23 protein-coding genes and 1 pseudogene are annotated in these 25,569 nt (G+C 66.4%); 12 read left to right on the top strand and 12 right to left on the bottom strand.

Annotated features, from left to right (window positions below; translation table 11 throughout):
• Nucleotides 1-12 precede the first annotated feature (12 nt).
• The gene (locus CDO44_RS07630; protein WP_087779633.1) at nucleotides 13-849 is read right to left on the bottom strand and encodes a penicillin-binding transpeptidase domain-containing protein; all 837 of its coding nucleotides are present in this window, start codon (nucleotides 847-849) and stop codon (nucleotides 13-15) included.
• Nucleotides 850-1,023: 174 nt separating this feature from the next.
• Here CDO44_RS07630 and CDO44_RS07625 point away from each other — a divergent pair, with 174 nt between their 5' ends.
• Both CDO44_RS07625 and fhuE read left to right on the top strand, forming a co-directional pair.
• Nucleotides 1,024-2,592, top strand: coding sequence for a hypothetical protein (locus CDO44_RS07625; RefSeq protein ID WP_087779632.1), 1,569 nt, complete (start codon nucleotides 1,024-1,026; stop codon nucleotides 2,590-2,592).
• Nucleotides 2,593-2,826: 234 nt separating this feature from the next.
• Complete coding sequence (gene fhuE, locus CDO44_RS07620) at nucleotides 2,827-5,010, top strand: ferric-rhodotorulic acid/ferric-coprogen receptor FhuE (protein WP_087779631.1); 2,184 nt, start codon at nucleotides 2,827-2,829, stop codon at nucleotides 5,008-5,010.
• A 49-nt stretch (nucleotides 5,011-5,059) separates the two neighbouring features.
• Here the strand turns inward: fhuE and CDO44_RS07615 are convergent, their stop codons facing one another.
• From CDO44_RS07615 to CDO44_RS07590, 6 genes are all read right to left on the bottom strand, one after another.
• On the bottom strand, nucleotides 5,060-6,184 hold the full coding sequence (locus CDO44_RS07615) for a porin (protein ID WP_087779630.1): 1,125 nt from the start codon (nucleotides 6,182-6,184) through the stop codon (nucleotides 5,060-5,062).
• A 66-nt stretch (nucleotides 6,185-6,250) separates the two neighbouring features.
• Nucleotides 6,251-7,288, bottom strand: a complete 1,038-nt coding sequence (locus CDO44_RS07610) for an aromatic ring-hydroxylating dioxygenase subunit alpha (RefSeq protein ID WP_087779629.1) — start codon at nucleotides 7,286-7,288, stop codon at nucleotides 6,251-6,253.
• A 10-nt stretch (nucleotides 7,289-7,298) separates the two neighbouring features.
• The gene (locus CDO44_RS07605; RefSeq protein ID WP_087779628.1) at nucleotides 7,299-8,282 is read right to left on the bottom strand and encodes an ABC transporter substrate-binding protein; all 984 of its coding nucleotides are present in this window, start codon (nucleotides 8,280-8,282) and stop codon (nucleotides 7,299-7,301) included.
• Nucleotides 8,283-8,311: 29 nt separating this feature from the next.
• Nucleotides 8,312-8,644 (bottom strand): recombinase-like helix-turn-helix domain-containing protein, encoded by a 333-nt coding sequence (locus CDO44_RS07600; RefSeq protein WP_144389485.1) that lies wholly within the window; start codon nucleotides 8,642-8,644, stop codon nucleotides 8,312-8,314.
• 150 nt (nucleotides 8,645-8,794) lie between these two features.
• A complete protein-coding gene (locus CDO44_RS07595) occupies nucleotides 8,795-9,466 on the bottom strand; it encodes a TetR/AcrR family transcriptional regulator (RefSeq protein WP_087779626.1) in 672 nt (223 codons plus the stop codon).
• 79 nt (nucleotides 9,467-9,545) lie between these two features.
• Nucleotides 9,546-10,166, bottom strand: a complete 621-nt coding sequence (locus tag CDO44_RS07590) for a LysE family translocator (protein WP_087779625.1) — start codon at nucleotides 10,164-10,166, stop codon at nucleotides 9,546-9,548.
• A 130-nt stretch (nucleotides 10,167-10,296) separates the two neighbouring features.
• Between CDO44_RS07590 and CDO44_RS07585 the strand changes: the two genes are divergently transcribed.
• Both CDO44_RS07585 and CDO44_RS07580 read left to right on the top strand, forming a co-directional pair.
• Nucleotides 10,297-11,508, top strand: coding sequence for a putative DNA modification/repair radical SAM protein (locus CDO44_RS07585; protein ID WP_087779624.1), 1,212 nt, complete (start codon nucleotides 10,297-10,299; stop codon nucleotides 11,506-11,508).
• 10 nt (nucleotides 11,509-11,518) lie between these two features.
• Nucleotides 11,519-13,087, top strand: coding sequence for a UdgX family uracil-DNA binding protein (locus CDO44_RS07580; RefSeq protein WP_087779623.1), 1,569 nt, complete (start codon nucleotides 11,519-11,521; stop codon nucleotides 13,085-13,087).
• Nucleotides 13,088-13,090: 3 nt separating this feature from the next.
• On the opposite strand, the gene CDO44_RS07575 is transcribed toward CDO44_RS07580, so the two are convergent.
• On the bottom strand, nucleotides 13,091-13,312 hold the full coding sequence (locus CDO44_RS07575; RefSeq protein ID WP_233146082.1) for a hypothetical protein: 222 nt from the start codon (nucleotides 13,310-13,312) through the stop codon (nucleotides 13,091-13,093).
• 193 nt (nucleotides 13,313-13,505) lie between these two features.
• On the opposite strand from CDO44_RS07575, the gene CDO44_RS07570 reads away from it, so the two are divergent.
• Complete coding sequence (locus CDO44_RS07570) at nucleotides 13,506-13,850, top strand: hypothetical protein (RefSeq protein WP_087779621.1); 345 nt, start codon at nucleotides 13,506-13,508, stop codon at nucleotides 13,848-13,850.
• A 19-nt stretch (nucleotides 13,851-13,869) separates the two neighbouring features.
• On the opposite strand, the gene CDO44_RS07565 is transcribed toward CDO44_RS07570, so the two are convergent.
• Together CDO44_RS07565 and CDO44_RS07560 are read right to left on the bottom strand one after the other, a co-directional pair.
• Nucleotides 13,870-15,258, bottom strand: a complete 1,389-nt coding sequence (locus tag CDO44_RS07565; RefSeq protein ID WP_087779620.1) for a 3-deoxy-D-arabino-heptulosonate 7-phosphate synthase — start codon at nucleotides 15,256-15,258, stop codon at nucleotides 13,870-13,872.
• Nucleotides 15,259-15,277: 19 nt separating this feature from the next.
• Nucleotides 15,278-15,520: pseudogene (locus CDO44_RS07560) on the bottom strand (LysR substrate-binding domain-containing protein); the annotation flags it as partial.
• A gap of 113 nt (nucleotides 15,521-15,633) precedes the next feature.
• On the opposite strand from CDO44_RS07560, the gene CDO44_RS07555 reads away from it, so the two are divergent.
• From CDO44_RS07555 to CDO44_RS07530, 6 genes are all read left to right on the top strand, one after another.
• Nucleotides 15,634-16,452, top strand: a complete 819-nt coding sequence (locus CDO44_RS07555; protein ID WP_158213220.1) for an IclR family transcriptional regulator — start codon at nucleotides 15,634-15,636, stop codon at nucleotides 16,450-16,452.
• An 86-nt stretch (nucleotides 16,453-16,538) separates the two neighbouring features.
• Nucleotides 16,539-17,888 (top strand): FAD-dependent oxidoreductase, encoded by a 1,350-nt coding sequence (locus CDO44_RS07550; protein WP_087779618.1) that lies wholly within the window; start codon nucleotides 16,539-16,541, stop codon nucleotides 17,886-17,888.
• 16 nt (nucleotides 17,889-17,904) lie between these two features.
• Nucleotides 17,905-18,870, top strand: a complete 966-nt coding sequence (locus tag CDO44_RS07545) for a tripartite tricarboxylate transporter substrate binding protein (RefSeq protein ID WP_158213219.1) — start codon at nucleotides 17,905-17,907, stop codon at nucleotides 18,868-18,870.
• Nucleotides 18,871-18,888: 18 nt separating this feature from the next.
• On the top strand, nucleotides 18,889-20,307 hold the full coding sequence (locus CDO44_RS07540) for an FAD-dependent oxidoreductase (protein ID WP_087779616.1): 1,419 nt from the start codon (nucleotides 18,889-18,891) through the stop codon (nucleotides 20,305-20,307).
• A 20-nt stretch (nucleotides 20,308-20,327) separates the two neighbouring features.
• Complete coding sequence (locus CDO44_RS07535; RefSeq protein ID WP_087779615.1) at nucleotides 20,328-21,707, top strand: FAD-dependent oxidoreductase; 1,380 nt, start codon at nucleotides 20,328-20,330, stop codon at nucleotides 21,705-21,707.
• A gap of 23 nt (nucleotides 21,708-21,730) precedes the next feature.
• A complete protein-coding gene (locus CDO44_RS07530; RefSeq protein WP_087779614.1) occupies nucleotides 21,731-22,714 on the top strand; it encodes a tripartite tricarboxylate transporter substrate binding protein in 984 nt (327 codons plus the stop codon).
• Between the two features lie 10 nt (nucleotides 22,715-22,724).
• Here the strand turns inward: CDO44_RS07530 and CDO44_RS07525 are convergent, their stop codons facing one another.
• Together CDO44_RS07525 and CDO44_RS07520 are read right to left on the bottom strand one after the other, a co-directional pair.
• On the bottom strand, nucleotides 22,725-23,417 hold the full coding sequence (locus CDO44_RS07525) for a phytanoyl-CoA dioxygenase family protein (protein WP_087779613.1): 693 nt from the start codon (nucleotides 23,415-23,417) through the stop codon (nucleotides 22,725-22,727).
• A gap of 327 nt (nucleotides 23,418-23,744) precedes the next feature.
• A complete protein-coding gene (locus tag CDO44_RS07520) occupies nucleotides 23,745-24,704 on the bottom strand; it encodes a LysR family transcriptional regulator (protein ID WP_087779612.1) in 960 nt (319 codons plus the stop codon).
• Between the two features lie 131 nt (nucleotides 24,705-24,835).
• Between CDO44_RS07520 and CDO44_RS07515 the strand changes: the two genes are divergently transcribed.
• Nucleotides 24,836-25,549, top strand: coding sequence for an SDR family NAD(P)-dependent oxidoreductase (locus CDO44_RS07515; RefSeq protein WP_087779611.1), 714 nt, complete (start codon nucleotides 24,836-24,838; stop codon nucleotides 25,547-25,549).
• Nucleotides 25,550-25,569: the final 20 nt, after the last annotated feature.

The following is a 25,569-nucleotide window of genomic DNA, read 5'->3' as shown; positions in this document are numbered from 1 at the left end:
GCGGCATCTCGCTCAACGCATCAAGCCGCGCTCACGCAATATGGCCTTGGTAATGCCGAGCCTGGCGGCAGCATGTTCGGGCTTGCGCATGTCCATGTTCAAGGCATAGAAGTAGACCTTCCCGCCCTGCTCCAGGTAGCCCACGAGCCAGCCGACCTGGTCCCCGGCGGCCTCCCCCAGGCGGGCCCAGCCGGTCTTGCCGCTGAGCCGGTAGGCGTCCGAACGTTCGAGCACGATGGCGTCCTTGACGATCTGCGTGGACCGCTGGGAAACGCCCAGCATGCCGGTATAGAAACGCTGGAGGAACTTCACTTGCTGAAGCGCCGATATGCGCAGGTCGCCCGTCAGCCAGAATTGGTCGATGCTGCCGCCGATATTCCGGTTGCCGTAGTCGAACCGGTCCACGTAGGCCTGCATGCGCTTGGCCCCGATCCTCCGGGCGAGCTCCTGGTAGAACCACACCACCGAGTTGGGCAGGGCCGTGGCCAGGGTCTGGTCCTGCGCCCATGCCTGCGGCCACCAGTCCTGCCGGGGGTTGCGGCGGCTGTCCCAGGGCAACGCGAAGTCGGGTCCGCTGGCCACGCCAGTCTCCAGCGCGATCGCGGAATTCGGGATCTTGTAGGTCGAGGCGGGCAGGAAGCCGGCCTCGGCACGCAGGGCATCGTGACAAACCAGAGCGCCCGTCTGTCCGTCGAGCAACACGAAGGTACCGCGGGCATCCGCCTGGGCGAAAGCCTTGGCCAGTGCGGGATCCTCCTTGCAGCTTGGCGCCGCCAGCGCCGGAGCGGCCGCGAGCAAGGTCACGCCGCAGGCCGCGGCGAGTTTGCGAAACAGTGTTGGAATAAGCATGGTGTATGCGAACTTTCAGAAGTGGTTGACTGAACGGGTTCGCCCTCCCCGGGTGAAGGCAGCGCAAGATTAAGCGGGCGGTCGCCCCGGGTAAAACGCGCGGCTGTAACCGGTGTAACCTGCCGCCTGGCGTGCCGCACCGGCCCGCCGATTCCTCCACCTCGTATTGCTTCCATGCCCAGGAACAAAGTCCGCATCGAGCTTCGCCCTCCTTGCCAGGTCGATGGACGCCCGGCGCGGTATCAATCCCTGTGGCTGCTCCTGCGCCTGTACTACGCCGACCGGCAACGCGCCGGCCCGGTGCCCGTATCGGCTCTGCTGGCCCGCTTTCCCGGCGCTGCCAAGCTTCGCATGATGGTCTCGCGCGCCTATGCGGATTACCGCGCCTGGGGCGTGTCCGTCGGTTGGGGCCGGCATGCGGACCGGGATCCCGCCTTGCTCGAACTCGCCGGGCGCAGCCGCGGACCGTTCTGGCTGGCTCCCGGGGAGGCGCAGCGGCTGGACATCCGGCTGGACGGCAAGCCGGTGGACCTTGCGCGGGTCTCGACGTTTCTCGGCGCCGAGTCCTTGCAGGACGGCGCCGGCGATCCGGTTGCCTATGTCATGCAGGACGTCACGTACTGGAATGAACTCACGCATGCCTTGCGCATGGCCAAGGACGGCATGGGTGCCTCCAGCGAGCGCGGCGTGGCCCAGCGCTTTCGCGTTGCGCACCGGGCCGCGAAGGACGATTTCCAGGCGGCCCTCTCCGTGCTCAAGGAAAGCCTGGCCTGGCGCCGACACGGGCAAGTGGAGCGCAGCGAGGATGCGCTTTTGCGCCTGCAGCCCTACCTGCATGCGAAGGACGACCGCCCGGCCCTACCCTCGTTTGCCGCGATGGCCGCCATCGCGCATGGCTGGAATCTTTATGCCCAGGGCGGCGTCCCGGCCGCGCAGGCCGAGCTTGCCCGCATCGGCGGCGACCTCGAACTGCAGCCGGTCATCCGCTATAACCCGCGCGTGCGCTTCGAATTCCTCAACCTGCGCGCCCTGCTATCCAAATCGGTGGCCATGGCGCTGCAAACCGTGCCGCTCGCCGAACGCGCCGAAGCCGCCACGCGCGCCATCCAGGATCTGTCCGGCGCCCTGCAGGCGGCCTACGAGGCCGACTCCATCGAGTCCGCGCAGGACGTCGCGGCCAACATCGGCTGGTCGCTCTGGCTGTTCTGGATCAACGGACTGCTGGACCCCGCGCGCCGGGACGCCGGCGGGGCCGTGCAATTGCAGGCGATCCGCTGGATCGGCCTGTCGGAATGGATCTGCGACCGCTTCGGCGTGGGCGGCGGCTCCGCCTGGAACACCGTATTCCTGCTCCGGATCGCGCGGGGAGGATGCGCCGCGAAGCGCCAGCCGGATCTGCGCAGCTTCCAGGCCGAGGCGCCGCTTTCCATCGGGCAGGTCGTCCAGGCCACGCAGCCCTATCATGCTCCCTTCTCCCCAGCCAAGGGCTATACCAGCTGGTCGAACGTCGCGCGCTTCACCCTCGAGGAGCACGACGCTGGCCATGCGCAGTACGGCCCCTTGCAAATGGCGAACCTGCTGCTCGAAACGGCCTGGTTCAGCGCCTACGAGAGCGGGCTCTGCGCCCAGGCCTATGAGGCGGTGGCGCGTCTGCGCAAGCTGATGCGAAGCCTGCGCCCGGACGAGCGGCGCTTCTTCGGCGAAAACTTGAAGTATCTGCCGGTGGAACTGGCCGCGGCCTGACGAAGGCCCCTTCCCGACCGCGATGCATCCGCTCCAGGACTCGGCAATGCTGTTGCCTGCAACAGACATTCACACAAAAACGAAACAAATAGAAATGAAAACAATTATCATTCGTTATCTTGCAAGAGGGGAATCCGGCCATCCCGCGCCCGGTTGACGATACGTCCCGCCGGCCGCCCGCTCCGGATCTTGCACTCCAGTTCCAGCAAAAGACAGATCATGACGAGGGAGAAAATGGCAGCCCGTCCCGTAGTGCCCGTTCGACTCAAGCGCCTCAGCCTGTGCATCGCCGCCGCCTTTCCGCTGTTCGCCTCGGCGCAGCAGGCGCCGGCCGTGCTGCCGGAAATCACCGTCAATGCGTCCCGGCAGGACGAGAACGCGCAAACCACCGAAGGCACGGGCTCCTACACCACGCTGGGCGTCTCCAGCACCGCTACCCCGCTGGGCCTGAGCCTGCGCGACACGCCCCAGTCCGTGACCGTGGTGACGCAGCAGCGCTTCGAGGACCAGGACCTGCTGACCATCACGGACGTCGTCAACAACACCACCGGCATCTCGGTGAACCAGTACGAAACCCACCGGGGCCAGTTCAATGCCCGCGGTTTCGACATCAATACGCTCATGATCGATGGCGTCCCGACCACCTGGCAGCAGCCGTGGAGCTCGGGCGAGATCTTCACCAGTCTGTCCATGTACGACCGCGTGGAAGTGGTGCGCGGCGCGACCGGGCTCACCACCGGCGCCGGCGACCCATCCGCGGCCATCAACATGGTGCGCAAGCGTGCCAGCAGCAAGGAATTCACGGGCAAGGCCGAGGTGAACCTGGGCAACTGGAACCAGCGCCGCGGGTTGGTCGATCTCTCCACGCCGGTCAACGAAGCCAAGACAGTGCGGATGCGCGTGGTGGGCGAGCATTCCGAACGCGACAGCTGGGTCGACCTCCTGAGCAATAAGAGCCAGACGCTCTTCGCCACGCTCGAGGCCGACCTGACCAGCAACACGCTGCTGACCGCGGGCGTGAGCTACCAGAAAAACAAGGCGCGCGGCCCGATGTGGGGTGGATTGCCGCTGTGGTACAGCGACGGCACGCCCACGAACTGGAGCCGGTCCAAGACCTCCTCCGCCGACTGGACCCGCTGGGACTCCACCTACCAGACGTACTTCACGTCGCTCGAGCACCGGTTCGACAACGACTGGAAAGTCCGGTTCAGCTACACCCGCGGCGAGCGCAAGGCCGATTCGCACCTGCTGTACCTGTCCGGCGCGCCGGACAGGGCCACCGGCCTGGGAATGACGACCTTCGCCGCGTCCTACGACGTGAAAACGACGCAGGACGACGTGGCCGTGCAAGCCGATGGTCCCTTCGAACTGCTGGGACGCAAGCACGAACTGGCCTTCGGCTACGTCTACTCCAGCCAGAAATTCAACGCGGACAGCCGCGCCGCGGATCCCGCGGGCGGCCTCGCGACGGACTTCAACGCCTGGGACGGCTCCTTTCCGGAACCGAGCTGGGGCGACCCCACCTTCTACGAGAACGGGCGCACCAAGCAGCAGGCGCTCTATGGCGTCGCGCGCTTCAACGTGACCGATCCGCTCAAGGTGATCGTCGGCGCCCGCGTGACGAACTACAAGAGGATGGGAGACGTTTCCTACAGCGGCTCCTACCAGCTCAAGAACCACGGCGAGGTCACGCCCTACGCCGGCGTGATCTACGACCTCAACGACAAGTACTCGCTGTACGCCAGCTACACGAACATCTTCCAGCCCCAGAACGCGCGCGACATCAACGGCCGCTACCTCGACCCGGTCGTCGGCAAGGCCATGGAAACCGGCATCAAGGGCGAATTCCTGGACGGCCGGGTGAACGCGTCCGCTTCCGTGTTCCACATCAAGCAGAGCAACCTGGCGCAGCAGACCACGGACACGGTGCCCGGCACCAATCCGCCCGAGACCGCCTACCGCGCCGTGGACGGAGCCACCAGCAAGGGCTTCGAACTCGAAGTCACGGGCGAAGTGGCGCCCAACTGGAACGTGGCCGCCGGCTACACCCATTTCCGTGCGAAGGACGCCGACGGCGCCGACGTAAACAGCCTGTATCCGCGCCGGCTGCTGCGGCTGTTTACCACCTACCGCCTGCCCGGCGCGTGGAGCGGCCTGACGGTGGGCGGCGGCGTGAACTGGCAAGGAAAAACCTACACCTACGCGCAGAACCCGCTCGGGGTGATCGAAAAGGTGGAGCAGAAGGACTACCCCCTGGTCAGCCTCATGGCGCGCTACGAGTTCACCAAGCAGCTGACCGGGCAGCTGAACATCAACAACCTGTTCGACAAGAAGTACTACGGCATGTTCTCGGCGTACAGCCAGCTCACCTATGGCGCGCCCCGCAACGTCACGGTGAGCTTGAAGTACAAGTTCTGAGCCGGCGCGCCGCCCTGCGGGCGGCGGCCACTGGCCCCGCTTGCTGGGCCTAGAACGCGTGCCGCAGCCCCGCCATCACCCCGGTCTGCCCCTGCCCTGCCTTGGGCGACCACGGCACGATGCTGCTGCTGGACACCGAGAACACCGATCCCGCCCCGCTGTTGCCCATGTGCGCAAGCATGACGTAAGCCGCGGTGCGCCGCGAGAAGTTGTAGCTCGCGCGCCCCACGAGCATCGTGCCCTTCGCCTGGTAGGCGTTGGCGATCATCCGCGAAGCTTGCGCATTCAGCGTCCAGGCGCCGATCGGATAGGTCGCGCCAAGGAAATACAGGTTGGTCGAGACGTCTGCGGCGCTGCCCTCGATGCGGCGATGTATCCAACCGGCGCCCAGCTTGACGTCGGCAATGTGCACGTAGCCATTGGCGATATAGCGCCGGTCGCGGCTGCCGGACGAGGCGATGGCGACGCCCGCCACGCCGGGGACCACCACCGCCGGCACCGCGCCGGTACCGCCGCGCTGCTCGTCGACGGCCGCGGCCACTCCCCAGCCTCCGCCGTCATATTTCAACAGGCCGGACCAACCCCTGCACGCCTGCGCATCGCCCGGCCGTTCGCCTCCGCAATTGCCGGCCGCCGCCGTGTCCCGCCCGAACGAATAGGTTGCGCCGACCGTCAGTCCGCCGAACTTGCCGCGGTAGGCCAGCGAGTTGTCGGCGCGCGCGTTGGGAATGTAGCTGTCGAAACTCGCCATGCTGAAGACCGACGGCCCGATCACGTCGGCATCCGCCAGCGACCAGGACAGCATCGTCGGCTGCCGGCCCAGCGTGAAGCTGCCCCACTGCCCTTCGACGCCCACCACCGCGATGCGCCCGAACAACCTGCCGGACTGTCCGGAAGCGCCGGTGTCGGCGAAGAAGCCGCTCTCCAGGTTGAAGATGCCCCGCAATCCGTTGCCCAGGTCTTCGCTGCCCCGCAGTCCCCACCGGGACGGCAATTGCCCGCCGGTCAACGTCGGCATCCGCATGCCCGATCCGCCATCCGCGCCGGCATGGGTGATGTACTCGATGCCCGTATCGATGGCGCCGTACAGCGTCACGTTGCCGGCGGGCGTCTGGGCCAGGCCGGGCAGTGAAACGAGGGCGAGCGCGAGCCCCCCTGAAAGTCTGAGCTTCATGGTCGTTCCTGAAGAAAGAAGGATATCGGGCAGGCCCGCCCGAAGGGGACTACGCTTGGTTGCGGTTCAGAAAAGCGCGGGCGGGTGTTCCGCCTCGACCTGCTCCCTGGCCAGTTTCTCCATCACGCGCCGTACCCGCACGAGGCCGAGATCGTGGGAATAGAGGTTCTCCTGGTTGCGCGCGTGACGCGCCAGGCTCTCGATCACGACGCGGTCCTGCTCCAGCACGTCCCAGTGCAGGCCCTCCAGGCGGTTGCGATAGAGAAAACGCCACACATTGCGCTCGAAGCCCCGCGATTTGCGTATGCGCCAGAAGTACACCTGGCAGTTCGCATCGTCCACGGGGGTGACGAAGCCCACGATGAAGAATTCGCCGCCGCCGTATTGCGGCCGATAAGGCACCGACAGGCGCATCCACATCGACGAGCCGTGGCCGAACTCCACCCAGTCGAAGTTCACCCCGCGCTGGCCGACCTTCTCGAAGATCATGCCGCGCTCGGTGGAGCGGATCGCCATTTCCGCCTTCTTGTCGCCTTCCGCCATCGAGTGCGAGTTCGAATGCAGGTAGGTGCCATGCATCAGATCCATCACGTTATCGATGGCATAGCGGTAATTGCACTTCCAGTTCTGCATGCACAGGAACCCGGAGTACTCCTCGCTCGTCATTTCCTCGGGCAGCGAGAACGACGTGGGCTCCTCCTGGCCGGCGGATCCGAACCACAGGAAAATGGCGCCGCCGTATTCCACCACCGGATACGACCGAAGACACTTCTTGCCCACCAGCTGGCTGGTTTCCAGCGCGGGCACGTCGACCACCTTGCCCTCGCCGTCGATTTCCACGCCGTGATACCAGCATGCGATCTTCTCGCCCAGGTTCCAGCCCAGCGACAAACGCGCGCCGCGATGGGGACAGCGATCCTCGACCGCGCGCACGACGCCGGCGCGGTCGCGCCACAACACGATGTTCTCGGAAAGGCGGGTGATGCCCAGCGGCGTATCCCGGACCATGTAGCTGGGCGTGACCGGATACCAGAGATTGCGCAGGCCGGTTTCCACGCGGGCCGCGGCGGCAAGCGCGAGGCGTTCTTCGGCGATGGGGTTCATGAATGGATTCCTATTGCGCCGGCACGAAGTCGTTCGTGAACAGATCGCCCAGCGGGACCGCGCGCGCGATGATGCCTTCGTTCAGGTAGAACTTCTGGAGCGTGGCGACACGCTCGGGGTCGATGGCGCCGAGCCTGGGCTGGCCCTGGTAGACCGTGGCGTTGTACAGCTTGAGGACGGATTCGACGTATTTCTCGCGGCCCTGGTAGCCGGGCACCGCCTTCACATAGTCCGAGGTCGCGGCCGCCGGATCGCGCACGATGTCCGCCAGGCCACGCAGCGTGGCCCGGACGAACTTCCGGATCAGTTCCGGATCCTTCTTGACGGTCTCGTCGGAAGCGAGGATGGCCTGTGCCATGCTCTTGAAGTAGCGGTCCGCGGGAATGACCTCGACCTTGACGCCCGCATCCTGCGCGCTGACCGTCCATTCCGGCACCGACGCCAGCGCGGGAATCTTCTGCTCCGCGAACAGTTGCCAGACCGAAGGGCCGCTGGCCTGGATGTCGACCGAGGACTTCGACAAGCCATTCGCCCGCAGGATGCCGAGCAGCGCATAGTAGGTCGTATCCGCATAGGACATCGCCCCGATGGTCTTGCCCTTCAGGCCGGGAATGCTTCCCGGCACCTCGGCGCGGTTGATGGCCAGGTGCATCAGCGACGCCCCGCCCAGCACGGCCACCGCCTTGACCGGTACGCCGTTGGGCCTGACGATGATGGGCGTATCGCCCACGCCGCCGCCGAGTGGCGCGTTGCCTGCCCCCACCTGCTTGGCAACGTCGGCGCCACCCTTGCCCACGACGAAACTGACCTTCAGTCCTTCTTCCGAGTAGTAGCCTTTCTGCTGCGCGATCATCCATGGCGCAAACGCGGGCAGGCTGGGCGGGGCCGGCAACAGATAGGTGACTTCCCGCAATTTTTCCGCCCCGGCCTGCGGCGACATCACGGCCAGGGTGGCAATACAGGCAACGGTTCTTGCAACGGACAGCAATTTCATGGCTGCTCCCATGGGTAGGCGCGGACGGCTCAATAGCCGAGGCGGGCCATCTCTTCTTCCAGGGCCTCGGCGCTCCAGCCTCGGCCGGACAGGCTCGCGACACCCGCCGCATTCAAGTGGTCGGCGAACTGCTGCGCGGTCCGCGCGCCGGCCAGGTAGGCGCCCTCGATCGCGTCGGCCAGCGCGTTCTCGTAGTCGGTAGGCTCCGACTCGCGGCTCTGCCAGCGAAGGTTCAGGCCTTCCCCAGGTGCCTCCACCATACCCAGGCCCGCGTGAGGACTGGGTTCGTTCGCCTTCCAGGTGGTCAGGCGGATATTGAATTGCTCGGGCATACCTTCCTCGCGATTAGTCCGTCCGCGCATGGAGCATTCATGCGCGGACCCGCCAAAAACGGCGCTGGCATTGGCTGTTCTCTATTCCTAAAACTAGGAATAGAGAACAGATTATCGACCGGCCAAACTCGTGTCAAGAAATTTCAGGCGAGGGAAAACACCAAAGATGCGGCGCCCGGATCAGCGTTTTTTCACGATGCCGTGCAAGATGAGCCGCGTGGCGAAATCGAGATAGTTCTCGGTCAGGTGCTTGCGCTCGCGCTCTTCGCTGAACAGGACCTTGAGCATGGGCTGGGCGTCCATGAAGAACGTGCAAAGTCCCAGGAAGGCGACATGAAGAAATCGCGGGTCGATCTTTTCAAGCGGCGGATCGCCCTCGCGGGCGACCAGCAAGGCCTCGCTCAGCGCCAGGCCCCGCGACGCCACGCCCTGCAGCGTATCGATGCGCTCGGGCGTATCGGCATGGCTGTAGATTTCATTGAGCACGAGCTGCAGGAAGCGCGGGTTGTCTTCCAGCGCCTCGATCAGCAGCACCAGGCGCTTGCGTATCCGCTCCTCCAGCGGCGCATCCTCGCCCAGCATCACCTGGCTCCGGGCCTGCACCTGGTCCATGAGATGCGTGGCCACGGCGCGCATCAGGCCTTGCTTATTGGTGAAGTAATACCGGATCAGGGCCGGGTCCACGCCCGCGGCCGTCGCGATTTCCAATACGCTCAGCTCCTGCGGCGTCTTGGTCTTCATCAGGGCGAGCGCGGCATCGACGATCGCGGCCTTGCCCACCATGGTCTTCTCGGTGGGATGGCCGGCGGAGCGCTTGATTCTTGGCTTTTTCCTGGGCGTGGTATCGGGCATGTGAGTCGTCGACGTAGGCTCGGCAACGCGCAGTGTACCGATTCCGCGCCGGCGCGGCGGGCGCTTGTCCGCGCTGGCGTCAGCGCTTCCAGGCGAAATGCACGGCCAGCCCGGCGAATACCGTTCCCATGAAATAGCGCTGCACTTTCAGCCAGGTCGCGTTGCGGGCAAAGAAACGCGCGACCGCGCCCGCCGCCAGGATCATCGCGCCGTTGACCGTCATGCTGACGCAGATCTGCACCGCCCCCAGAAGCAGGAACTGCCCCAGGACATGCCCACGCTCGACGTGCACGAACTGCGGCAGCAGCGAAAGATACAGCAGCGCAGTCTTGGGGTTCAGCAGGTTGGTGAGGAAGCCCATCGCGAACAGGGTCTTGACACCCTGCGGCGCCAATTGCCGCACCTCGAACGGCGATCGTCCGCCCGGACGGACCGCATTCCAAGCCAGGTAGAGGAAATACCCGACGCCGATGAAACGCAGGACGTCATAGGCCACCGGCACGGCGAACAATAGTGCCGACAGCCCTAGCGCCACCATCAGCAGATAGACGGTGAAAGCCAGCGCCACCCCACCCAGCGAGACGAAGCCGGCCTTGGAGCCCTGGGTCAGTGCCCGCGAAAGCAGGTAGACCATGTTGGGGCCGGGGACGAGCGCCATGCCCACGGCAACGAGGAAGAAGGCGATGAGGGTGTCGAACATGATGGACCGAAGAGGCCGCCAATGGAGAAGCGATAGCTTAGCCTGACCTAGGTTCGGCCTGGATAGCCGCTGCCGGTGCGGCCGGCTCGCCGCCGCGCAATACTGTATATTTATACAGTAATATAGTGCGATGGAACTGTTGACCAAGCTCGAGATCCTGGCGGACGCGGCCAAATACGATGCCTCCTGCGCCAGCAGCGGCGCGCCCAGGCGGGACTCGCGGGGCCGGCCCGGGCTGGGCGCCAGCACCGGCGCCGGCATCTGCCACAGCTTCACGCCGGACGGCCGCTGCGTATCGCTGCTGAAGATCCTGCTGACCAACTTCTGCCAGTACGATTGCCAGTATTGCGTGAACCGGCGCTCCAGCAACGTTCCCCGGGCGCGCTTCGCGCCGCGCGAAGTCGTCGACCTCACCCTGGATTTCTACCGCCGCAACTACATCGATGGCTTGTTCCTCAGCTCCGGCATCATCCGCGGCGCCGACTACACCATGGAGCAACTCATCGACGTGGCGCGCTCGCTGCGCGACGACCACCAGTTCCGCGGCTATATCCACCTCAAGACCATACCCGACGCCGATCCCCGGCTGATCGCGCTGGCCGGCCAGTACGCCGACCGGCTCAGCGTGAACATCGAACTGCCCACCGACGGCGGACTGCAGCGCCTGGCCCCCGAGAAAAGCGCGCACACCATCAAGCGCGCCATGGGCACGATCCGCCTGGCTCAGGAAGAAGCCTTGGAAGAAAAGCGCCCGCAGCGCCGTTCGCCGGCCGGACAAAGCACCCAGATGATCGTCGGCGCCGACAACTCCGACGACCGCGTCATCCTGCAAACCTCGCAAACGCTGTACGGCGCGTACAAGCTCAAGCGCGTGTACTACTCCGCCTTCAGCCCCATCCCCGACAGTCCCGCCGCCCTGCCCGCGCAAGCGCCGCCGCTACTGCGCGAACACCGTCTCTACCAGGCCGATTTCCTGCTGCGCGGTTATGGCTTCCGAGCCGAAGAACTGTTCCAGCAGGCCGGCAACCTGCCTCTGGACATCGACCCCAAGCTCGCCTGGGCCTTGGCGCATCGGGAATACTTTCCGCTCGATCTCAATCGCGCGCCGCAGCGGCTGGTCGTCCGCGTCCCCGGCATAGGCATGCGCAACGCCAAGCGCCTGATGGAACTACGGCGGATCCGCAGCATTCGCTACCAGGACCTGGTCCGCCTGCGCTGCGCGATGGACAAGGCCAGGCCCTTCATCGTCGTGCAGGACTACCGGCCGGGGCTGGCCGAGCCACCGTCTGATCAACTACGACAAGTGCTGGTCCGCGCGCCCGAGCAACTGGCGCTGCTCTGAAGATGGCGCAATGAACGACGCCGGTATCCATACGCTCGCGGTCAGCGGCGGCTACCAGGACTGGCGCTCGCAAGCATTGCGAGCGCTGGCGGCGGGCTGGCCGCCGGAGGCCGTCACCTGGACCGAGCATGTCGCGCCCCACCGGCCGGTGCCTGAAGAAGAAACGTCGCCGGGCGCGCCGCCGGCGGCTGCCAGCGGTCAAATGACGCTGGACTGCTTTGCCGCGTCGTCGGCCCCCGCCCATGTAGCCGAACCGGCGATGGGCTACGCGCGGTCGGACTCGCCGGTCCGCGTCTCCAAGGAACTTGCCGCCCTGCTCGGGGACGCGGCCCTCTACCGCTCGCCGCAGCGCTGGGCTTTCCTGTACCGCGTGCTGTGGCGCTGGCGACAAGGCGACCGCGCCGTCGCATCGGCCGCCGACGAAGACGGCTCCCGGCTGCATGCGATGGCCAAGTCCGTACGCCGCGCCAAGCACGACATGATTGCCTACGTCCGCTTCCAGCGGCGCGCTGGCGGCGGCCACCCCGAATACCTCGCCTGGTACGAACCCGAGCACGACGTGCTGGCCTATGCCGCCGAGCATTTCGCGCGGCGCATGGGCACCGCATCCTGGTGGATAGGCACGCCCCACGGCTCGGCCTTGTGGGACGGCCATGCCTTGCATCTATCCGACCGCCCCGCCGACGCCGCCGCCATGCCAGCCACTGCCGACCAGGTCGAACCCCTGTGGCTGTCCTACTACCGGAGCATCTTCAATCCCGCGCGGCTGAACGAGACCGCGCTGCGCAAGCACATGCCGGTGCGCTTCTGGAAAGGCCTGCCGGAAGGCCCGCTGATCCCCGCCATGATCGCCGATGCCCGCAACGGCGGGCGGCGCGTCGCGCAGGCCGGCGCGGTAGGCGTCATGCCCGGCAAGGCCGTCGCGGTGGACGCCGAAAGCGCGTATCCGCCCCGCGCGCTGTCCACCTCACTGGAACAATGCCGCCGCTGCGATCTCTGGCGCCACGCCACCCGGCCCGTGCCCGGCGCCGGCCCCGCCGCCGCGCGCCTCATGCTGATAGGCGAACAGCCGGGCGACTTGGAAGACCTCTCGGGCCAGGCCTTCGTCGGCCCGGCCGGCCAGATACTGGACGAAGCACTGCGCCGCGCCGGCGTAGCAAGGGATTCGGTCTACCTGACCAACGCGGTCAAGCACTTCAAATGGACCGCTCGCGGCAAACGACGCCTGCACAAGACGCCCGGGCAACGCGAGGTGGAAGCCTGCTCGCAATGGCTGCGGGAAGAAGTGGCGCAGGTGCGGCCGGCGGTGATCGTCACGCTGGGCGCCACCGCGCTCGGGGCCGTGCTCGGCCGCCAGGCAGCCATGCGCGCCCACATGGGCGCACCAGTCCGGCACGGCGGTGCATGGGTGCTTGCAACCTGGCATCCGTCCTACGCTTTGCGAGTGGACAGGCAAAGGTCACGAGAGGAGATCGTCGCGGCCATCGGCGCGACAATTGCAAGGGCGCAAGAATTGGCGGGGGCCGGGGGCCATGACCGCCCCCGCCTCGAACGCCGCGGACGTCTTGACGAAGCCTAGCCGCTATCCAAGCCGCTTGACGACCCGAGCCACCCGGGCGATCCCGCCGGTGCCGCTGGCCGCGCGCCCGACGAGGGCCGTCCCCGCGGCGGTCATCACCGCCCGCCAGACGGCCTTGCGGCTGCGCATGCCGGCCACCATGAGCAGCGCGCCCATGCCGAACACGATCAGGTGTTCGCCAGGAAAATCCGACCGGTTGGCATCGTATTCTTTCAATCGGGCCAAGCGGGATCCAGCGTTGTCTGCGGAGACGGCGACATCGTCCAGAGATCCAGTTTGCATGGAGCGCCCCAGGAAAAGAAGTTGCCGACGAGGCAGCAAATTGCGTACCCGCCGCCGGCACGGTCCTCACGGAGATTGCCCTGCGGCATTTCCATCATTTAAAGTAGCGCCGGGCAACTACGCATGGGGGATATCCATGTCTCTACGCTTCAAAAAAGCCGGTCTGGCCGTCCTGACGGCGCTCGTCCTGGGCGGGCCGCTGCTGCAAGGCTGCGCCTCAACCGCGGATCCGCGTCTGTCGGCCGCCGTGGACGACAAGCCCTTCTACGCCTGGTTCAACAACCTGACCAGCCAGGTCCAGGCGGATTCGAAGTACAAGCGCATTCCCCTCGACACGCCCGAGCAGTCCAGCGAATTCATGGGCTGGCTGCATGACGCCTACCGCCACCGTATCACCAAGCAGGAATTCGCCGAGCGCGTGCGCAACCGGTACCCCAATCACGAGTACGAAACCTCGTTCATCGTGTCGAGAATGCCGTAGCGCCACGCGCCCGCGGCGTTCAGCCGAAGTCCGCAGGCATGGCTGCCGCCTGCAGGTCTTCGACATGAACCATCAATTCACGAACCTGGCGGAGCATGGGATATTGATGAAGCACTCCGCGCCAACGGGTCGACTCCAGCAGATCATTCCAAACCGGCCGTAGCCCCAGCGGATCCGCCCGGTGCCGCTGCGCCAGCGCGCTGGCGAACGCCAGGCAGGGCTGCGCCGACAAGAGTTGCATCCGGCTGGCCGCACTGAGCAGGCGCGGCGCCGCTTCGGCGGGCGCATCGCAGCAATAGAGTACCGTTCGCGCCAGGCTCGTCTCGTCGGTCGACAGTGTGCGCAGTGATGCGCCGCGCAGCCGTACCTCCCCCTGCCGGGTTTCGAACGGGTAGACGGCGTTTTCCTCGGCGTGCGCGAGCAGGCGCAGGCCTCGCAGCAGCCGCGGCAAGTCGGTCGTCGCGGCGTCCACGGAGGCCTTGGCCTCTACCAGCAAGCAAACGTCCCAGGCGGGTGATGCATCGACCGTCCCGGCCTGCCGCAGCAGGACTGCATCCCATTCGGCCTTGGCGCGCTCGAGGCTGGCGGGTATCGAAGGCGGCACGCGCATCGAGGTCACCACGCGATAGGATGATTGCGCCCCCTCCTCCTCGTTGAGCCGGCTGGCCAATGCTTCGAGAGCCCGGGTGGCCGACGCCTCGACGGCCTTGCCGCGCCGGTGCGAAACAAGGCCGCGCGCGGCAGCCGTGGCGCTTCCCGAACGCGGGCCATGCCCGTCCCACAGCGATTGATACCGACGCACGAGTTCATCGGATGCGAGGGCGTCGAGCCGCCGTAGATGGTCCAATGCGGGAGCCTCCAGCAATCGCGCCGCATTGCGCGCCAACGATGAGTCGTTCGCCTCCCCCCGCACGGCGAGGCGCTGCAGGGCAACCCAAAGCTCGGACCAGCGCCCGCAAGAGGCGGCCGCATGCAGTTGCGCGAGGGCCTCGCGTTCTGGTCCAGCCGGCATGCGCTGCCGCTTGGCCGGATGAGCGATGGCATTGACCCCCGCATGGACCCGACGGCGGTCCCGGGCGGCATGGGCGGAGAGCGACGCGTACTCGCGCACGTGAGCATGCCGGTGCCTGAGCACCATGGCCTGGAAAGCCGGATCGCCGGATTCCGGCCGCATGGCTTCATGGATCAGGGCAGCCAGCGCCTGCAGGAAAACATGCTCGAGCGCCGCATCCGGCACCTCGCCTCGGGCCACCATTTCGCGACCCCGCTCGATCGCCATCGCGAGCGCCGTCGAGGGGCTGGCTTGCCGCTCGTGGACAAACGCTGTGGCATTCGCCGGCAGGAGATATCGACGGGCCACTGACCGCAGGGCCGCATCGAGCCGGGGAGGAGTGGACGGCAGGGACATGATGTCAATGGTACGTCGATTAGCCCTTGGCCCGGCTCCGCCGGTACGGCTGCGCCTCCTCGAACAGCCAGTCCCGGAATGCGCGGAGCCTGGGAAGACTCGCGGTTTCGGGTCTGTAGATGACGTAATAGGCCAGGACCGAAGCAAACCCGATTTCCGGGAACAGCCGGACCAGTCGGCCGGCGGCCAGGTCGTCGTGCGCCATGACGCTGTGGGCAAGCGCGATGCCATGCCCATCGATCGCCGCCTGCAACACAGTCGCCTCCGGAGGACGGTTCTCAGTCCGCGTTAATGCCTCGGCAGCCCGCGTCGGTACGATCGCCCCTACCATACAATCCTCCCGTGAATGCCGCCCTCTCTTCCAAGCAGCGAACCATGGCCGCCTCCCGCGCCCAATCCGCTCCATCCCGGTCCAGCGTCAAGTCGGCGGATCGCGTCCTCGACTTGCTGGAACTGCTGGCCAGCACGGGGCGCGCCATGACGCACGCCGAAATCTCGCGCCGCACGGGCATCCCCAAGAGCAGCCTGACCGCCCTGCTGCACAACCTCGTAGGCCGCGGCTACATCGAACAGTTGCAGGACAGCCAGCAGTTCCAGCTCGGGGAAGGCGCCTATGCGCTCGCACGGCGCGGCGCGCACAATCGCGACCTGCTTCGCGCCAGCGAACCGTGGCTGCAGCGACTCACCCGTGACACGGGAGAGTCGGCCGGGCTCAGCGTGCTGCGCAATGACATGGCCGAGCGCATCGCGTCCTCTCAATCGCCGAAGGCCGTGCTGTACTCCGTGCACGCCGGGGTCATGCAACCGCTCTATGCCAGTTCGGCGGGCAAGGTGCTGCTCGCGTGGTTGCCGCCTGCCGAACGCGAGGCCTATCTCCAGCGCGTCAAGCTGCAGCCGCGCACTGAGCAGACGATACGTTCAGCGGCGGTCCTGCGGCGGCAGTTGCATCAGATCCGGGAGGAAGGCGTGGCGTGGTCCTTCAGCGAGTTCACGGCCGGCATCGCGGGCCTGGCCGTTCCCGTCCTGGATGTCCATGGACGCGCGCTCGCCGCCGTGGGGCTGGCCATGCCGGCCAGCCGCCTGGAGGATGCGCGCAAGCAGAAACTGGTGAGGGTCCTGCGCCACGCCGCCGTGGAAATTGCCGCGGCCACGGCTCAGCCCGCGCCGCGCGGGGCGAAAAGTGTTCACATATGAGAACACTCTCTGGCGGTATCCGCTACTGAGCGCAACACTGGACGGCATGACAGGAAGCGCTCGCACAGGGCGCCCAGGAGACACGCATGCCGCCACCCGCCACCATCCAGGAAACCCTGAACACGCCCGTCGCGGGCCGCTATGACGTCCTCGTCGTCGGCGGCGGCGCCTCCGGTACCGTGGCCGCCATCGCCGCAGCGCGCACCGGCGCGCGCACGCTGCTGGTCGAACGCGGCGGCTGCCTGGGCGGTGCCGCCACCGCCAACCTCGTGGCCCAATGGGTCGCGTTCTTCCATGGCGAGACGCGCGTGGTGGGAGGCATCCCGTTCGAGCTGGCCGAGCGCGTGCAGGCCGCCGGCGGCTCGGACGGCTTCCACCGCTACGTGATGGGCGAGGCCGCCGGCACGCCGTTTCCGCTGCGCGTGCTTCCCTTCAACCCCGAGACGGTGAAATGGGTGCTCGACGGCACGGTGGACGAAGCCGGCGTGGAGGTGCTGCTGCACACGACCTTCGCGCGCGCGCTGGTGCAGAACGGCGCCATCGCGGGCGTGACGGTCGAGACGGTCCAGGGCCGCCTGGCCCTGCTCGCTCCCGTGGTGGTGGACGCGTCCGGCGACGCCCTGGTGTGCGCCAGCGCGGGCGTTCCCTCCAAGGACGACGGCGGCGAGCGCCAACCCTGCACGCTGTCCTTCCGCCTGTCGAACGTGGACGTGGCGCGCTTCAAGGCAGTGCCATCCGACCAGCGCCGCGCGCTGGTGCTCGGCGGCTTGCAGCGCGGCGAACTGTTCTGGGAAAGCCTGTCCTTCGTCAGCACCCCCGGCGGCACCGACGCCATCTGCCTGATGAGCCGCATCCAGGACATCGACGCGCTGGACGCCCGCGACGCCTCTCGCGCGGAACAGGAAGGCCGCCGGCAGATCGCCAGCATCGTCGGGTTCCTGCAGCGGGAGATACCCGGCTTCGAGAAAGCAGTCCTGGCTGATATCGCCGAACGCGTGGGCGTGCGCGAAACGCGCCGCATCGAGGGCCGGTACACGCTGAGCGAAGACGACATCATGCAGGCGCGCAGCTTCCAGGACTCCGTCGCCCTCGGCGCCGGCCCCATGGACCGCCATCAGCCGGGCGGCACCGGCATCCGGCTATATGCGCCGCCCGAGCCCTTCGAGATCCCGCTGCGCGCGCTGCTGCCCGTGGAGATGGAAGGCCTGCTGGTGTGCGGCCGCACATTGAGCGCGACCCGCGAGGCCATGGCCGGTGCACGCCACATGGCGACCTCCATGGCGATGGGGCAAGCGGTCGGCACGCTCGGCGCCATCGCTGCGGCCAGCGGCCGTAGCCCTTCGTGCGTTCCCGCCGCGCAAGTGCAGCAACGCCTGGCGCAAGCCCATGCCTTCTTCCGCCGCGAGCAGGTCGCCAGCCACGGCCAGCCCACCTGATTTCCCAGGAGACACCATGAAAAGAAAACTGCGCATCACCGCCAGCCTTGCCATGCTGGCCACCGCCACCGTGGCGGCCGCCCAGGATTGGCCCAGCCGCGCCACCACGGTGATCAACCCTTTCAGCGCCGGCACGACCACCGACACCGTGGCGCGCGTCGTGGCCGAGGGGTTGCAGAAGAAGTTCGATACGCCCTTCATCGTCGATTCCCGGCCCGGCGCCGGCGGCATGATAGGCACCACGCTGGTCGCCCGCGCGCACCCGGACGGCAGCACCTTCGGCGTCAGCATCGCCGGCCCGCTGGTCCACAACCCCCTGCTCTACAAGCGCATGGCCTACGACCCGGCCAAGGACCTCACGCCCTTGACGCTGGGCGTGCACCAGCCCTGCCTGTTGATCGCATCCCGGGAACTGGGCGTCAAGACGCTGCCCGAGCTCATCGACGTCCTGAAGAAGAATCCCGGCAAATACAACTACTCGTACGTGGGCAACGGCTCGCTGGGCCACCTGGTCATGACGCTGCTCGCCAACAAGAGCGGCACGCAGATCGTGCCGGTAATGTACGCCGGCGCGGTCCAGGCCACCACCGCCGTGATGACGAACGAGGTGCAGATGGGCTGCCTGCCCGCACAGGCCACCATGGCCCAGGTGCGCGGCGACAAGGTAGTGCCGATCGCGGTCTCCACCGCCGAGCGCGCAGCGCTGCTGCCCGAGGTGCCGGCCTTGCGCGAGTTCTACCCGGACATCGTCGGCAGCGCCTGGATGGGGTTCGTCGCACCCGGCGGCATGCCCGCCGCGCTGGCCGGACGCATCAGCGCCGCGATCGGCGAGGTGCTGCGCCAGCCCCAGGTAGTCGAACTGCTGCGCCAGCAGCTGATGGAGCCCGCGCCGGGCACACCCGCGCAATTCAAGGCCTTCATGCAGGAAGAACTGGCGCGCTGGAAACCGGTGATCGTCGACAACAAGATCACCGCCGAGTAGCGATAGGGAGAATGTGAGTTGAACAGCAGTAGCATCCAGCCCCTGGGCCGCACCGCCCGGGGCGTGCCGGTCATCGGGGAAGCGGACGTCGTCGTCATCGGCGCGGGGCCGGGCGGCTTCGCGGCGGCGCTGCGCGCGCGCCGCGAGGGTTGCAGCGTGATCATCGTCGAGAAATTCGACATGCCCGGCGGCGTCCATACCTCGGGGCTCCAGGGCGCCGCCAACACGGGCGTAGGCGGCATCCATACCGAGCTGATGGAGCGCTTCGCGGCGGCAGGCGCCATCTACACCGCCACCGAGAAGGAACTGCCCGACTGGGCCGGCAATGCGCTGTCCCACTACGACTACTACCTGGAGCCGGGCTCGCCCTTCCGCCGCGCCTCCTTCAATCCGGATGCCGCCGGCAACATCATGCTGCGCATGCTGGACGAGGCCGGCGTGCACGCCATCTACGGCGCCGCCTTCGTGGACGTCGAGATGCAGCCCGACGGCGGGCAACGCCGCATTACCCACGCCATCATCGAAACCGTTCAAGGCCGTCAGGCCATCCGCGGCCGAGTCTTCGTGGAAGGCAGCGGCACCGCCGAAGTCGTGGCGCGCGCCGGCGCCCCCTACGTGCGCGGCGGCGGACGCCAGCCCGAGACCGTGACCACGGACGCCCAGGCGCGCCCCATACCCGGCGGCCTGCTGTGGATCATGAGCGGCATCGATTTCGCGCGGACCGCCGCCTACCAGAAGCGCGAAAACGATCCGGCCCTGAGCAAGCTGATCAACGCGGCCCGCGCGGCCGGCGACATCCCGCCCGAACTGTATCGCCCACGCCTGGCCGACCAGGGCGTCTACGGCGATCACTACATCGGCCATCCGACCGTCGACATGAGCCCCATCCAGGGCCCGGGCACCTTCATCCTGTGGCAGAACGTGCCCTACGAATGGGCGCTGCACATGGACGAGGACACCGAACACGCCTCGCGCGCCAAGAAGGAACTGCGCCGGCTGATCGACGCCGAAGCCGTCTTCCTGCGCAAATACGTGCCGGGCTTCCAGGACGCCTTCATCTCCCATGTCGGCCGCTACGTGGGCGTGCGGGACGGCCGTCACCCCATCGGCGAATACGTCTTCTCCATCGACGACGCGCGCGAGCAAAGGCGCTTCCCCGACGCCGTGACGCGTCCCATGACCAAGACCTTCTTCTGGGACCAGTACGCGAAATACACCTTCGAGGTGCCCTACCGCTGCTTCCTGCCCAAGGAAGTCAACAACCTGCTGCTGACCGGCGCCTCGCTGTCCTTCACCTTCGAGACCATCTTCATGGTCATGCGCAACTTCCCCTGGTGCTGCCAGACCGGCGAAGTGGCCGGCCATGCCGCCGCGCGCGCCATCCGCGAAGGCGTGAACCCCAAGCAGCTTGGCTGGACCGAGCCGCTGGCCTTCTGATCCGCAAGGAGACACACGACATGAATGCTTCGGTCATCACCGAAACCCTGCGCACGCCCGTACTCGACGACTACGACGTGATCGTGGCCGGCGGCGGCGCATCCGGCCTGATCGCCGCGGTCGCGGCGGCCCGCAGCGGCGCCCGCGTGGCGCTGGTCGAGCGCGCCGGCTGCCTGGGCGGCACCGCCACCTCCGGCATGGTCGCGCAGTACATCGGCCTCTTCAACGGCACCGTGCGCTGCGTAGGCGGCATAGGCTTCGAACTCACGCAGCGCATCGAAGCCGCCGGCGGCAGCGAGGGCTTTCGCCGCTACACGCTGGCCGAGGCCAGCGCCACCCCCGTCACCATCACCAACTTTCCCTTCAACCCCGAAGTCGTCAAGATCGTCGCGGACGACATGGCGCGCGAAGCCGGCGTGAACGTGCTCCTGCACTCGCGCGTGGTGGGACCGCTGATGGAAGACGGCCGCGTGGCCGGCCTGCTGCTGGAAAACGTCTCCGGCCGTAGGGCACTGCGTTCCCGCATGCTGGTGGACGCCACCGGCGACTCCGTCATCGCCGCCGCGGCCGGCGTCCCCTGCGTCGGCGAAGAGCCCGAACTGCGCGACAAGCGCCAGCCCCTGACCCTGGTGTTCCGCATGTCCAACGTGGACGTACGCGCCTTCCGCGCCATCCCGCGCGAACGCAAGCGCGCCATTGCGCTGGACGGATTGCAGCGCGGACAGCTCGCCTGGGAAAGCCTGTCCTTCTGCAGCACGCCCGGCGACACCGACGCCATCTGCCTGATGAGCCGCATCCACGGCATCGACGCCCTGGACGGCGCGGAACTGACGCGGGCCGAGCAAACGGGCCGGCAACAGATCAAGAGCATCGTGCCCTTCCTGCGCGAGCACGTTCCGGGCTTCGAAAAATCCGTGCTCGCCGGCATCGCCGAACGCGTAGGCATACGCGAAACGCGCCGCATCGTCGGCCGCTACACCCTCACGACCGAAGACATCGTCGGCGGCAAGCGCTTTCCCGATGCCGTCGCCCTGGGCGCCGGCCCCATGGACCTGCACGAAGCCGGCGGCACCGGCGTCGACCTGTGGATGCCGCCCGCGCCCTTCGAGATCCCCCTGGCCTGCCTGCTGCCCCAGTCCATCGTAGGCATCGTCGTCACCGGCCGCGCCATCTCCGCCACGCGCGAGGCCAACGGCGGTGCCCGCCACATGGGCACCGCCATGTGCCTGGGCCATGCCGCCGGCGCCTACGCCGCCCTGGCGGCCAGCGGCCGGGCCACGCTGGAGAACCCCGCGATCGATACGCTGCGCCAGGTACTGCGCAGCCAGGGCGCCCTGATATCGGCCGACGAGGCGATGGTCCACGCGGATGAAAACGCGGTCGAGGCACGCCCGGCCTGAACAGATTGAAGCAGGAGACAAGCATGCAGGACATCACTCGACGCAAGACACTGGCCACGGCCGCGCTGATGGCCATCACGGCCGGCGCCGCCGCGCCCGCGCTGGCGCAGGACTATCCCAGCAAACCCATTCGCCTGATCGTACCCTTCCCCGCCGGCGGCCCGTCCGACACCACCGCGCGGTCCATTGCCGAAGGCCTGGGCAAGAAGCTGGGGCAACCCGTCGTCGTGGAAAACAAACCCGGCGCCGGCGCCATCATCGGCAGCGAATTCGTGCTGGGCCAGCCCGCCGACGGCCACACCCTGCTGATGGCCAGCAACGTCATCTCCACCGGCAAGTGGCTCTACCCCTCCATGAACTTCGAACCCGTGCGCGACTTCCGCGCCGTGGTCGGCGTCTTCCGCAGCCCGCACCAGGTGGCCGTGGCGCCGGATTTTCCGGGCAAAGGCATCCAGGACCTGATCGCGATGGCCAAGCGCGAAGGCGAACGGATGAACTATGGCTCGGGGGGCTCGGGCACCATGCCGCACCTGGGGGCGGAGCGGTTCAAGCAGGTTACCGGGGTGGAGATGCAGCATATTCCCTATCGCGGCTCGGCGCCGGCCAACGTTGCGCTGGTGGCGGGGGACGTGCCGGTTCACTTCGATATCGAGTTTTCGGTACAGCCGCTGTTGAAGTCAGGGCGATTGCGGTCGCTGGGAGTGACGGCGTTGAAGCGGTCGCCTCAGTTTCCGGATGTGCCCACGCTGGATGAACAGGGGATCAAGGGCTTCGAGTTGTACTCATGGTTCGGCATCGTGGCGCGTACCGGCACCCCGGACAACATCGTCGCCAAACTGAATCAGGCCATCAACCAGGTGATGGAGACGCCGGAATTCAAGCAGCGGCTGGCGGCGCTGGGAGCCGAGAAGCTCGGCGGACCGCCCGCCGCGTTCGAGAAGATGATCAAGGACGACTATCGACTCTGGGGCGAGGTGATCCAGAAAGCCAATATCAAGATCGAGTAGGCACACGGCATCAGGTATCGACGAAGCAGCGAGATGTCGCCATCATTCGCACCTGCTGCGTCGAATTGATCGACGGGGTGTGCAGCAGGCGCATGTCCATGAGAAAGACATCGCCTGCGCGCCCGGACATCTCGACGATCCCGATCCCCAGGTCGTCAAGCTGGCGCTCCAGATCCTCCGCCGTCCTCAATATCCGGCGCAACCGGGATGACGACACATCCGGCCGCGTATCGACACGATGGGAGCCCGCCAGTGCCAGCGTTCCCCCACCACCGCTGGCCACGTCGTCGAGCAGGAAGAATGCCTGTATCCCCGGCAAGCGGCCTGGCGGCTTCGCCGCCACGTCCACATGCCAGCTCAAACCTTGCAGCGTCCAGTCGCCTTGACGGGGCGGCGACAGCAGCAGTTCGACATCCTGGACCATGTTCGGCGCTCGTCCGGCCAGTCGCGTCACCTCGGCCAACAATTCCCGCGTGACCAGCGATTCATGCAGGCCGGGCAGCCTGACCAGTGAAGACAGCTTGGCGATCTGCTGGAAGACAGGCAGACCGCGCACCGAAGCAGGCATGCCCTTTCCCTCGGACACGCGTTTGAGTTCATCAAGTAGCTTCGGCCGGACCGCCATCATCCGCTTGCGCGGATGAAAGCCCTCCAACCGGACGTAGCCTTGATCGGCAAAGAAATCGGCTCGAGCGGGTTTCATTGGCAAGAATTCCTTGGAGGAACCGACGTCCGCATTCCCGCCACTCAATGCAGGTAAAGCGGCGTACCGCCCTGTGGCCATGCGCTGTCTATTCGACTGCTTCGAGGATACACATGGCATCGCCCTCCGCCCAGACCATTCATCTCGCCCCTCCAGGGCCGTGCCCGAATTGCGGGCGCGAGAGGATAGCTCACACCGTCGGCGAGAAAACCGCTCCCCGGCGAACATTCGCCAGTCCCCCGCAGCTCGTGATTTATATAGCGAATCTCCTGCTGATCGGACGGTCCGCTTGGGCATCGGCTGGCCGCGCAACTGGCGTGGACCACACTAGCGATGGAGTGGCGGCGAAGCTTGAGGCAGATTTCGCGGATAAGCCTCCAGGCAGAGATCCAGCACTTCGGCACGAAACCAGCAATGAGCCGGATCGTGATCGAGGCGCGGATGCCAGATTGCCGAGATATTGAAAGCGGGTATGGGCACGGGCAGTTCGAAGCACTGTAAGCCATTGTCCGCCGCGTAATCCGGCACAAAGGAGTTGCCGACGCATGAATGCGGGACAACGGCCAGCAAGTCCGAATGACGAGCCAGCTGCATGGCGCTCGTATAAGACGGCACCACCATCCGCACCTTCCGCCGCCTATTCGGCGGTTCAACGGTTGCGTCGATCGTACTTTCCGCTTCGCCGGTACGCGAAGTCATTACATGGTCGTATGCGGCCCATTGTTCTACGCTGATGCTCCGTTCACTCAGAAGCGGATGGCCGATGCGGCACACGCCGACATAGCTATCGCGGAAGAGCAAACGCGTACGTACCTCGGGGGCCGAGGTTTTGACGATGCCGATCTCCAGATCAATCGCGCCTTCCCTTAGCGGTTGAGCATTCCAGTCCGGCTTGGGGGCGAAGCGAAGCTGCACCCCGGGTGCCGCGCGGCGGATCCGGTCCATCAAAGCCGCGCCAAGCAGGTCGATAAAGCCTTCACCCACTCGCAGGGTGAAGCGTTGCTCCAGGGAGGCAATGTCGAACTGATGCTCGGTACGACTCAGTACCCCCTCTACTTCGCGGGTCAGCGCCGAGAGACGCTGGCTCAGCTGTTCTGCATATGGCGTGAGCACCAGCGTGCGCCCTGCCTGCAGCAACAGGCGATCGCCCGTAACCGCGCGCAGGCGAGTGAGCGTACGGCTCGTTGCAGAAACACTGAGCTTCAGTCGCCGGGCGGCCCCCGTGACGCTACGCTCACTCAGCAATGCATCCAGCGCGGGAAGGAGGTTGAGGTCGACGCGTGTCATGCGCCCAGCATAATCGAAAACCTTCCAGGTATGGCGTCGGGCGCAATCAAGAATTGCAGTCCAGGCGTCTGGTGCAAATTAGAGCCAGGTTCGACAATCCATGGCTTCAATAGTGCGAAAAGGAGAATCCCATGCCCCAAGCATCGGTTCACACCCCCACCGTCCTGCTCATCGGCGCCTCGCGCGGCCTCGGCCACGCCATGGCGGCCGAATTCCTGAAAAACGGCTGGCACGTCGTGGGCACAGTCCGCGCCGGTGGCGGCCGGACTCTCTTGCACGATTTGGCCGATGCGCATCCGGACCGGGTCGACATTGAAATGCTGGACATTACCCGACCCGAGCAGATCCGAGCCTTACACGAGCGCCTGTCCGGCCGGATGTTCGACATTCTGTTTGTCAATGCCGGGACGACCAATCCAGACCCGACTCAGACCATCGGTGAGGTCTCGACGGAGGATTTCGTGAATCTCATGATCACCAATGCACTTAGCCCGATGCGGGTGGTCGAGCGCTTGTCCGACCTTGTCACGCCGGCCGGGCTGATCGGGGTCATGTCATCCGGACAAGGCAGTATCGCCGACAACGAATCCGGCCAGCGGGAGGTTTACCGTGGCAGCAAGGCAGCCTTGAACCAATTCATGCGTAGCTTTGCCGCGCGTCAAGCGCAAACGCCACGGGCTATGCTGCTGATCGCGCCGGGTTGGGTGCGCACCGACCTGGGAGGCCCTGAGGGGAGATTGTCGATCGAGGAAAGTGTTCCCGGGGTTGTGAACGTGCTTCTGACCAAACTGGGCCATCCCGGCCTCGAATACCTCGACTATTGTGGTCGAACCGTTCGGTGGTGATCATGGCCGACTCATCAAGG

It is taken from the genome of Pigmentiphaga sp. NML080357 (genome assembly GCF_002188465.1).
Lineage (GTDB): Bacteria > Pseudomonadota > Gammaproteobacteria > Burkholderiales > Burkholderiaceae_B > Pigmentiphaga.
This window is presented reverse-complemented; position numbering and strand designations above follow the sequence as displayed.

Bases quoted from the DNA above. Each gene is read 5' to 3' on its own strand.
- CDO44_RS07630 (WP_087779633.1), bottom strand. From the start codon at position 849: ATGCTTATTCCAACACTGTTTCGCAAACTCGCCGCGGCCTGCGGCGTG.
- CDO44_RS07625 (WP_087779632.1), top strand. From the start codon at position 1,024: ATGCCCAGGAACAAAGTCCGCATCGAGCTTCGCCCTCCTTGCCAGGTC.
- fhuE (WP_087779631.1), top strand. From the start codon at position 2,827: ATGGCAGCCCGTCCCGTAGTGCCCGTTCGACTCAAGCGCCTCAGCCTG.
- CDO44_RS07615 (WP_087779630.1), bottom strand. From the start codon at position 6,184: ATGAAGCTCAGACTTTCAGGGGGGCTCGCGCTCGCCCTCGTTTCACTG.
- CDO44_RS07610 (WP_087779629.1), bottom strand. From the start codon at position 7,288: ATGAACCCCATCGCCGAAGAACGCCTCGCGCTTGCCGCCGCGGCCCGC.
- CDO44_RS07605 (WP_087779628.1), bottom strand. From the start codon at position 8,282: ATGAAATTGCTGTCCGTTGCAAGAACCGTTGCCTGTATTGCCACCCTG.
- CDO44_RS07600 (WP_144389485.1), bottom strand. From the start codon at position 8,644: ATGCGCGGACGGACTAATCGCGAGGAAGGTATGCCCGAGCAATTCAAT.
- CDO44_RS07595 (WP_087779626.1), bottom strand. From the start codon at position 9,466: ATGCCCGATACCACGCCCAGGAAAAAGCCAAGAATCAAGCGCTCCGCC.
- CDO44_RS07590 (WP_087779625.1), bottom strand. From the start codon at position 10,166: ATGTTCGACACCCTCATCGCCTTCTTCCTCGTTGCCGTGGGCATGGCG.
- CDO44_RS07585 (WP_087779624.1), top strand. From the start codon at position 10,297: ATGGAACTGTTGACCAAGCTCGAGATCCTGGCGGACGCGGCCAAATAC.
- CDO44_RS07580 (WP_087779623.1), top strand. From the start codon at position 11,519: ATGAACGACGCCGGTATCCATACGCTCGCGGTCAGCGGCGGCTACCAG.
- CDO44_RS07570 (WP_087779621.1), top strand. From the start codon at position 13,506: ATGTCTCTACGCTTCAAAAAAGCCGGTCTGGCCGTCCTGACGGCGCTC.
- CDO44_RS07565 (WP_087779620.1), bottom strand. From the start codon at position 15,258: ATGTCCCTGCCGTCCACTCCTCCCCGGCTCGATGCGGCCCTGCGGTCA.
- CDO44_RS07555 (WP_158213220.1), top strand. From the start codon at position 15,634: ATGGCCGCCTCCCGCGCCCAATCCGCTCCATCCCGGTCCAGCGTCAAG.
- CDO44_RS07550 (WP_087779618.1), top strand. From the start codon at position 16,539: ATGCCGCCACCCGCCACCATCCAGGAAACCCTGAACACGCCCGTCGCG.
- CDO44_RS07545 (WP_158213219.1), top strand. From the start codon at position 17,905: ATGAAAAGAAAACTGCGCATCACCGCCAGCCTTGCCATGCTGGCCACC.
- CDO44_RS07535 (WP_087779615.1), top strand. From the start codon at position 20,328: ATGAATGCTTCGGTCATCACCGAAACCCTGCGCACGCCCGTACTCGAC.
- CDO44_RS07530 (WP_087779614.1), top strand. From the start codon at position 21,731: ATGCAGGACATCACTCGACGCAAGACACTGGCCACGGCCGCGCTGATG.
- CDO44_RS07525 (WP_087779613.1), bottom strand. From the start codon at position 23,417: ATGAAACCCGCTCGAGCCGATTTCTTTGCCGATCAAGGCTACGTCCGG.
- CDO44_RS07520 (WP_087779612.1), bottom strand. From the start codon at position 24,704: ATGACACGCGTCGACCTCAACCTCCTTCCCGCGCTGGATGCATTGCTG.
- CDO44_RS07515 (WP_087779611.1), top strand. From the start codon at position 24,836: ATGCCCCAAGCATCGGTTCACACCCCCACCGTCCTGCTCATCGGCGCC.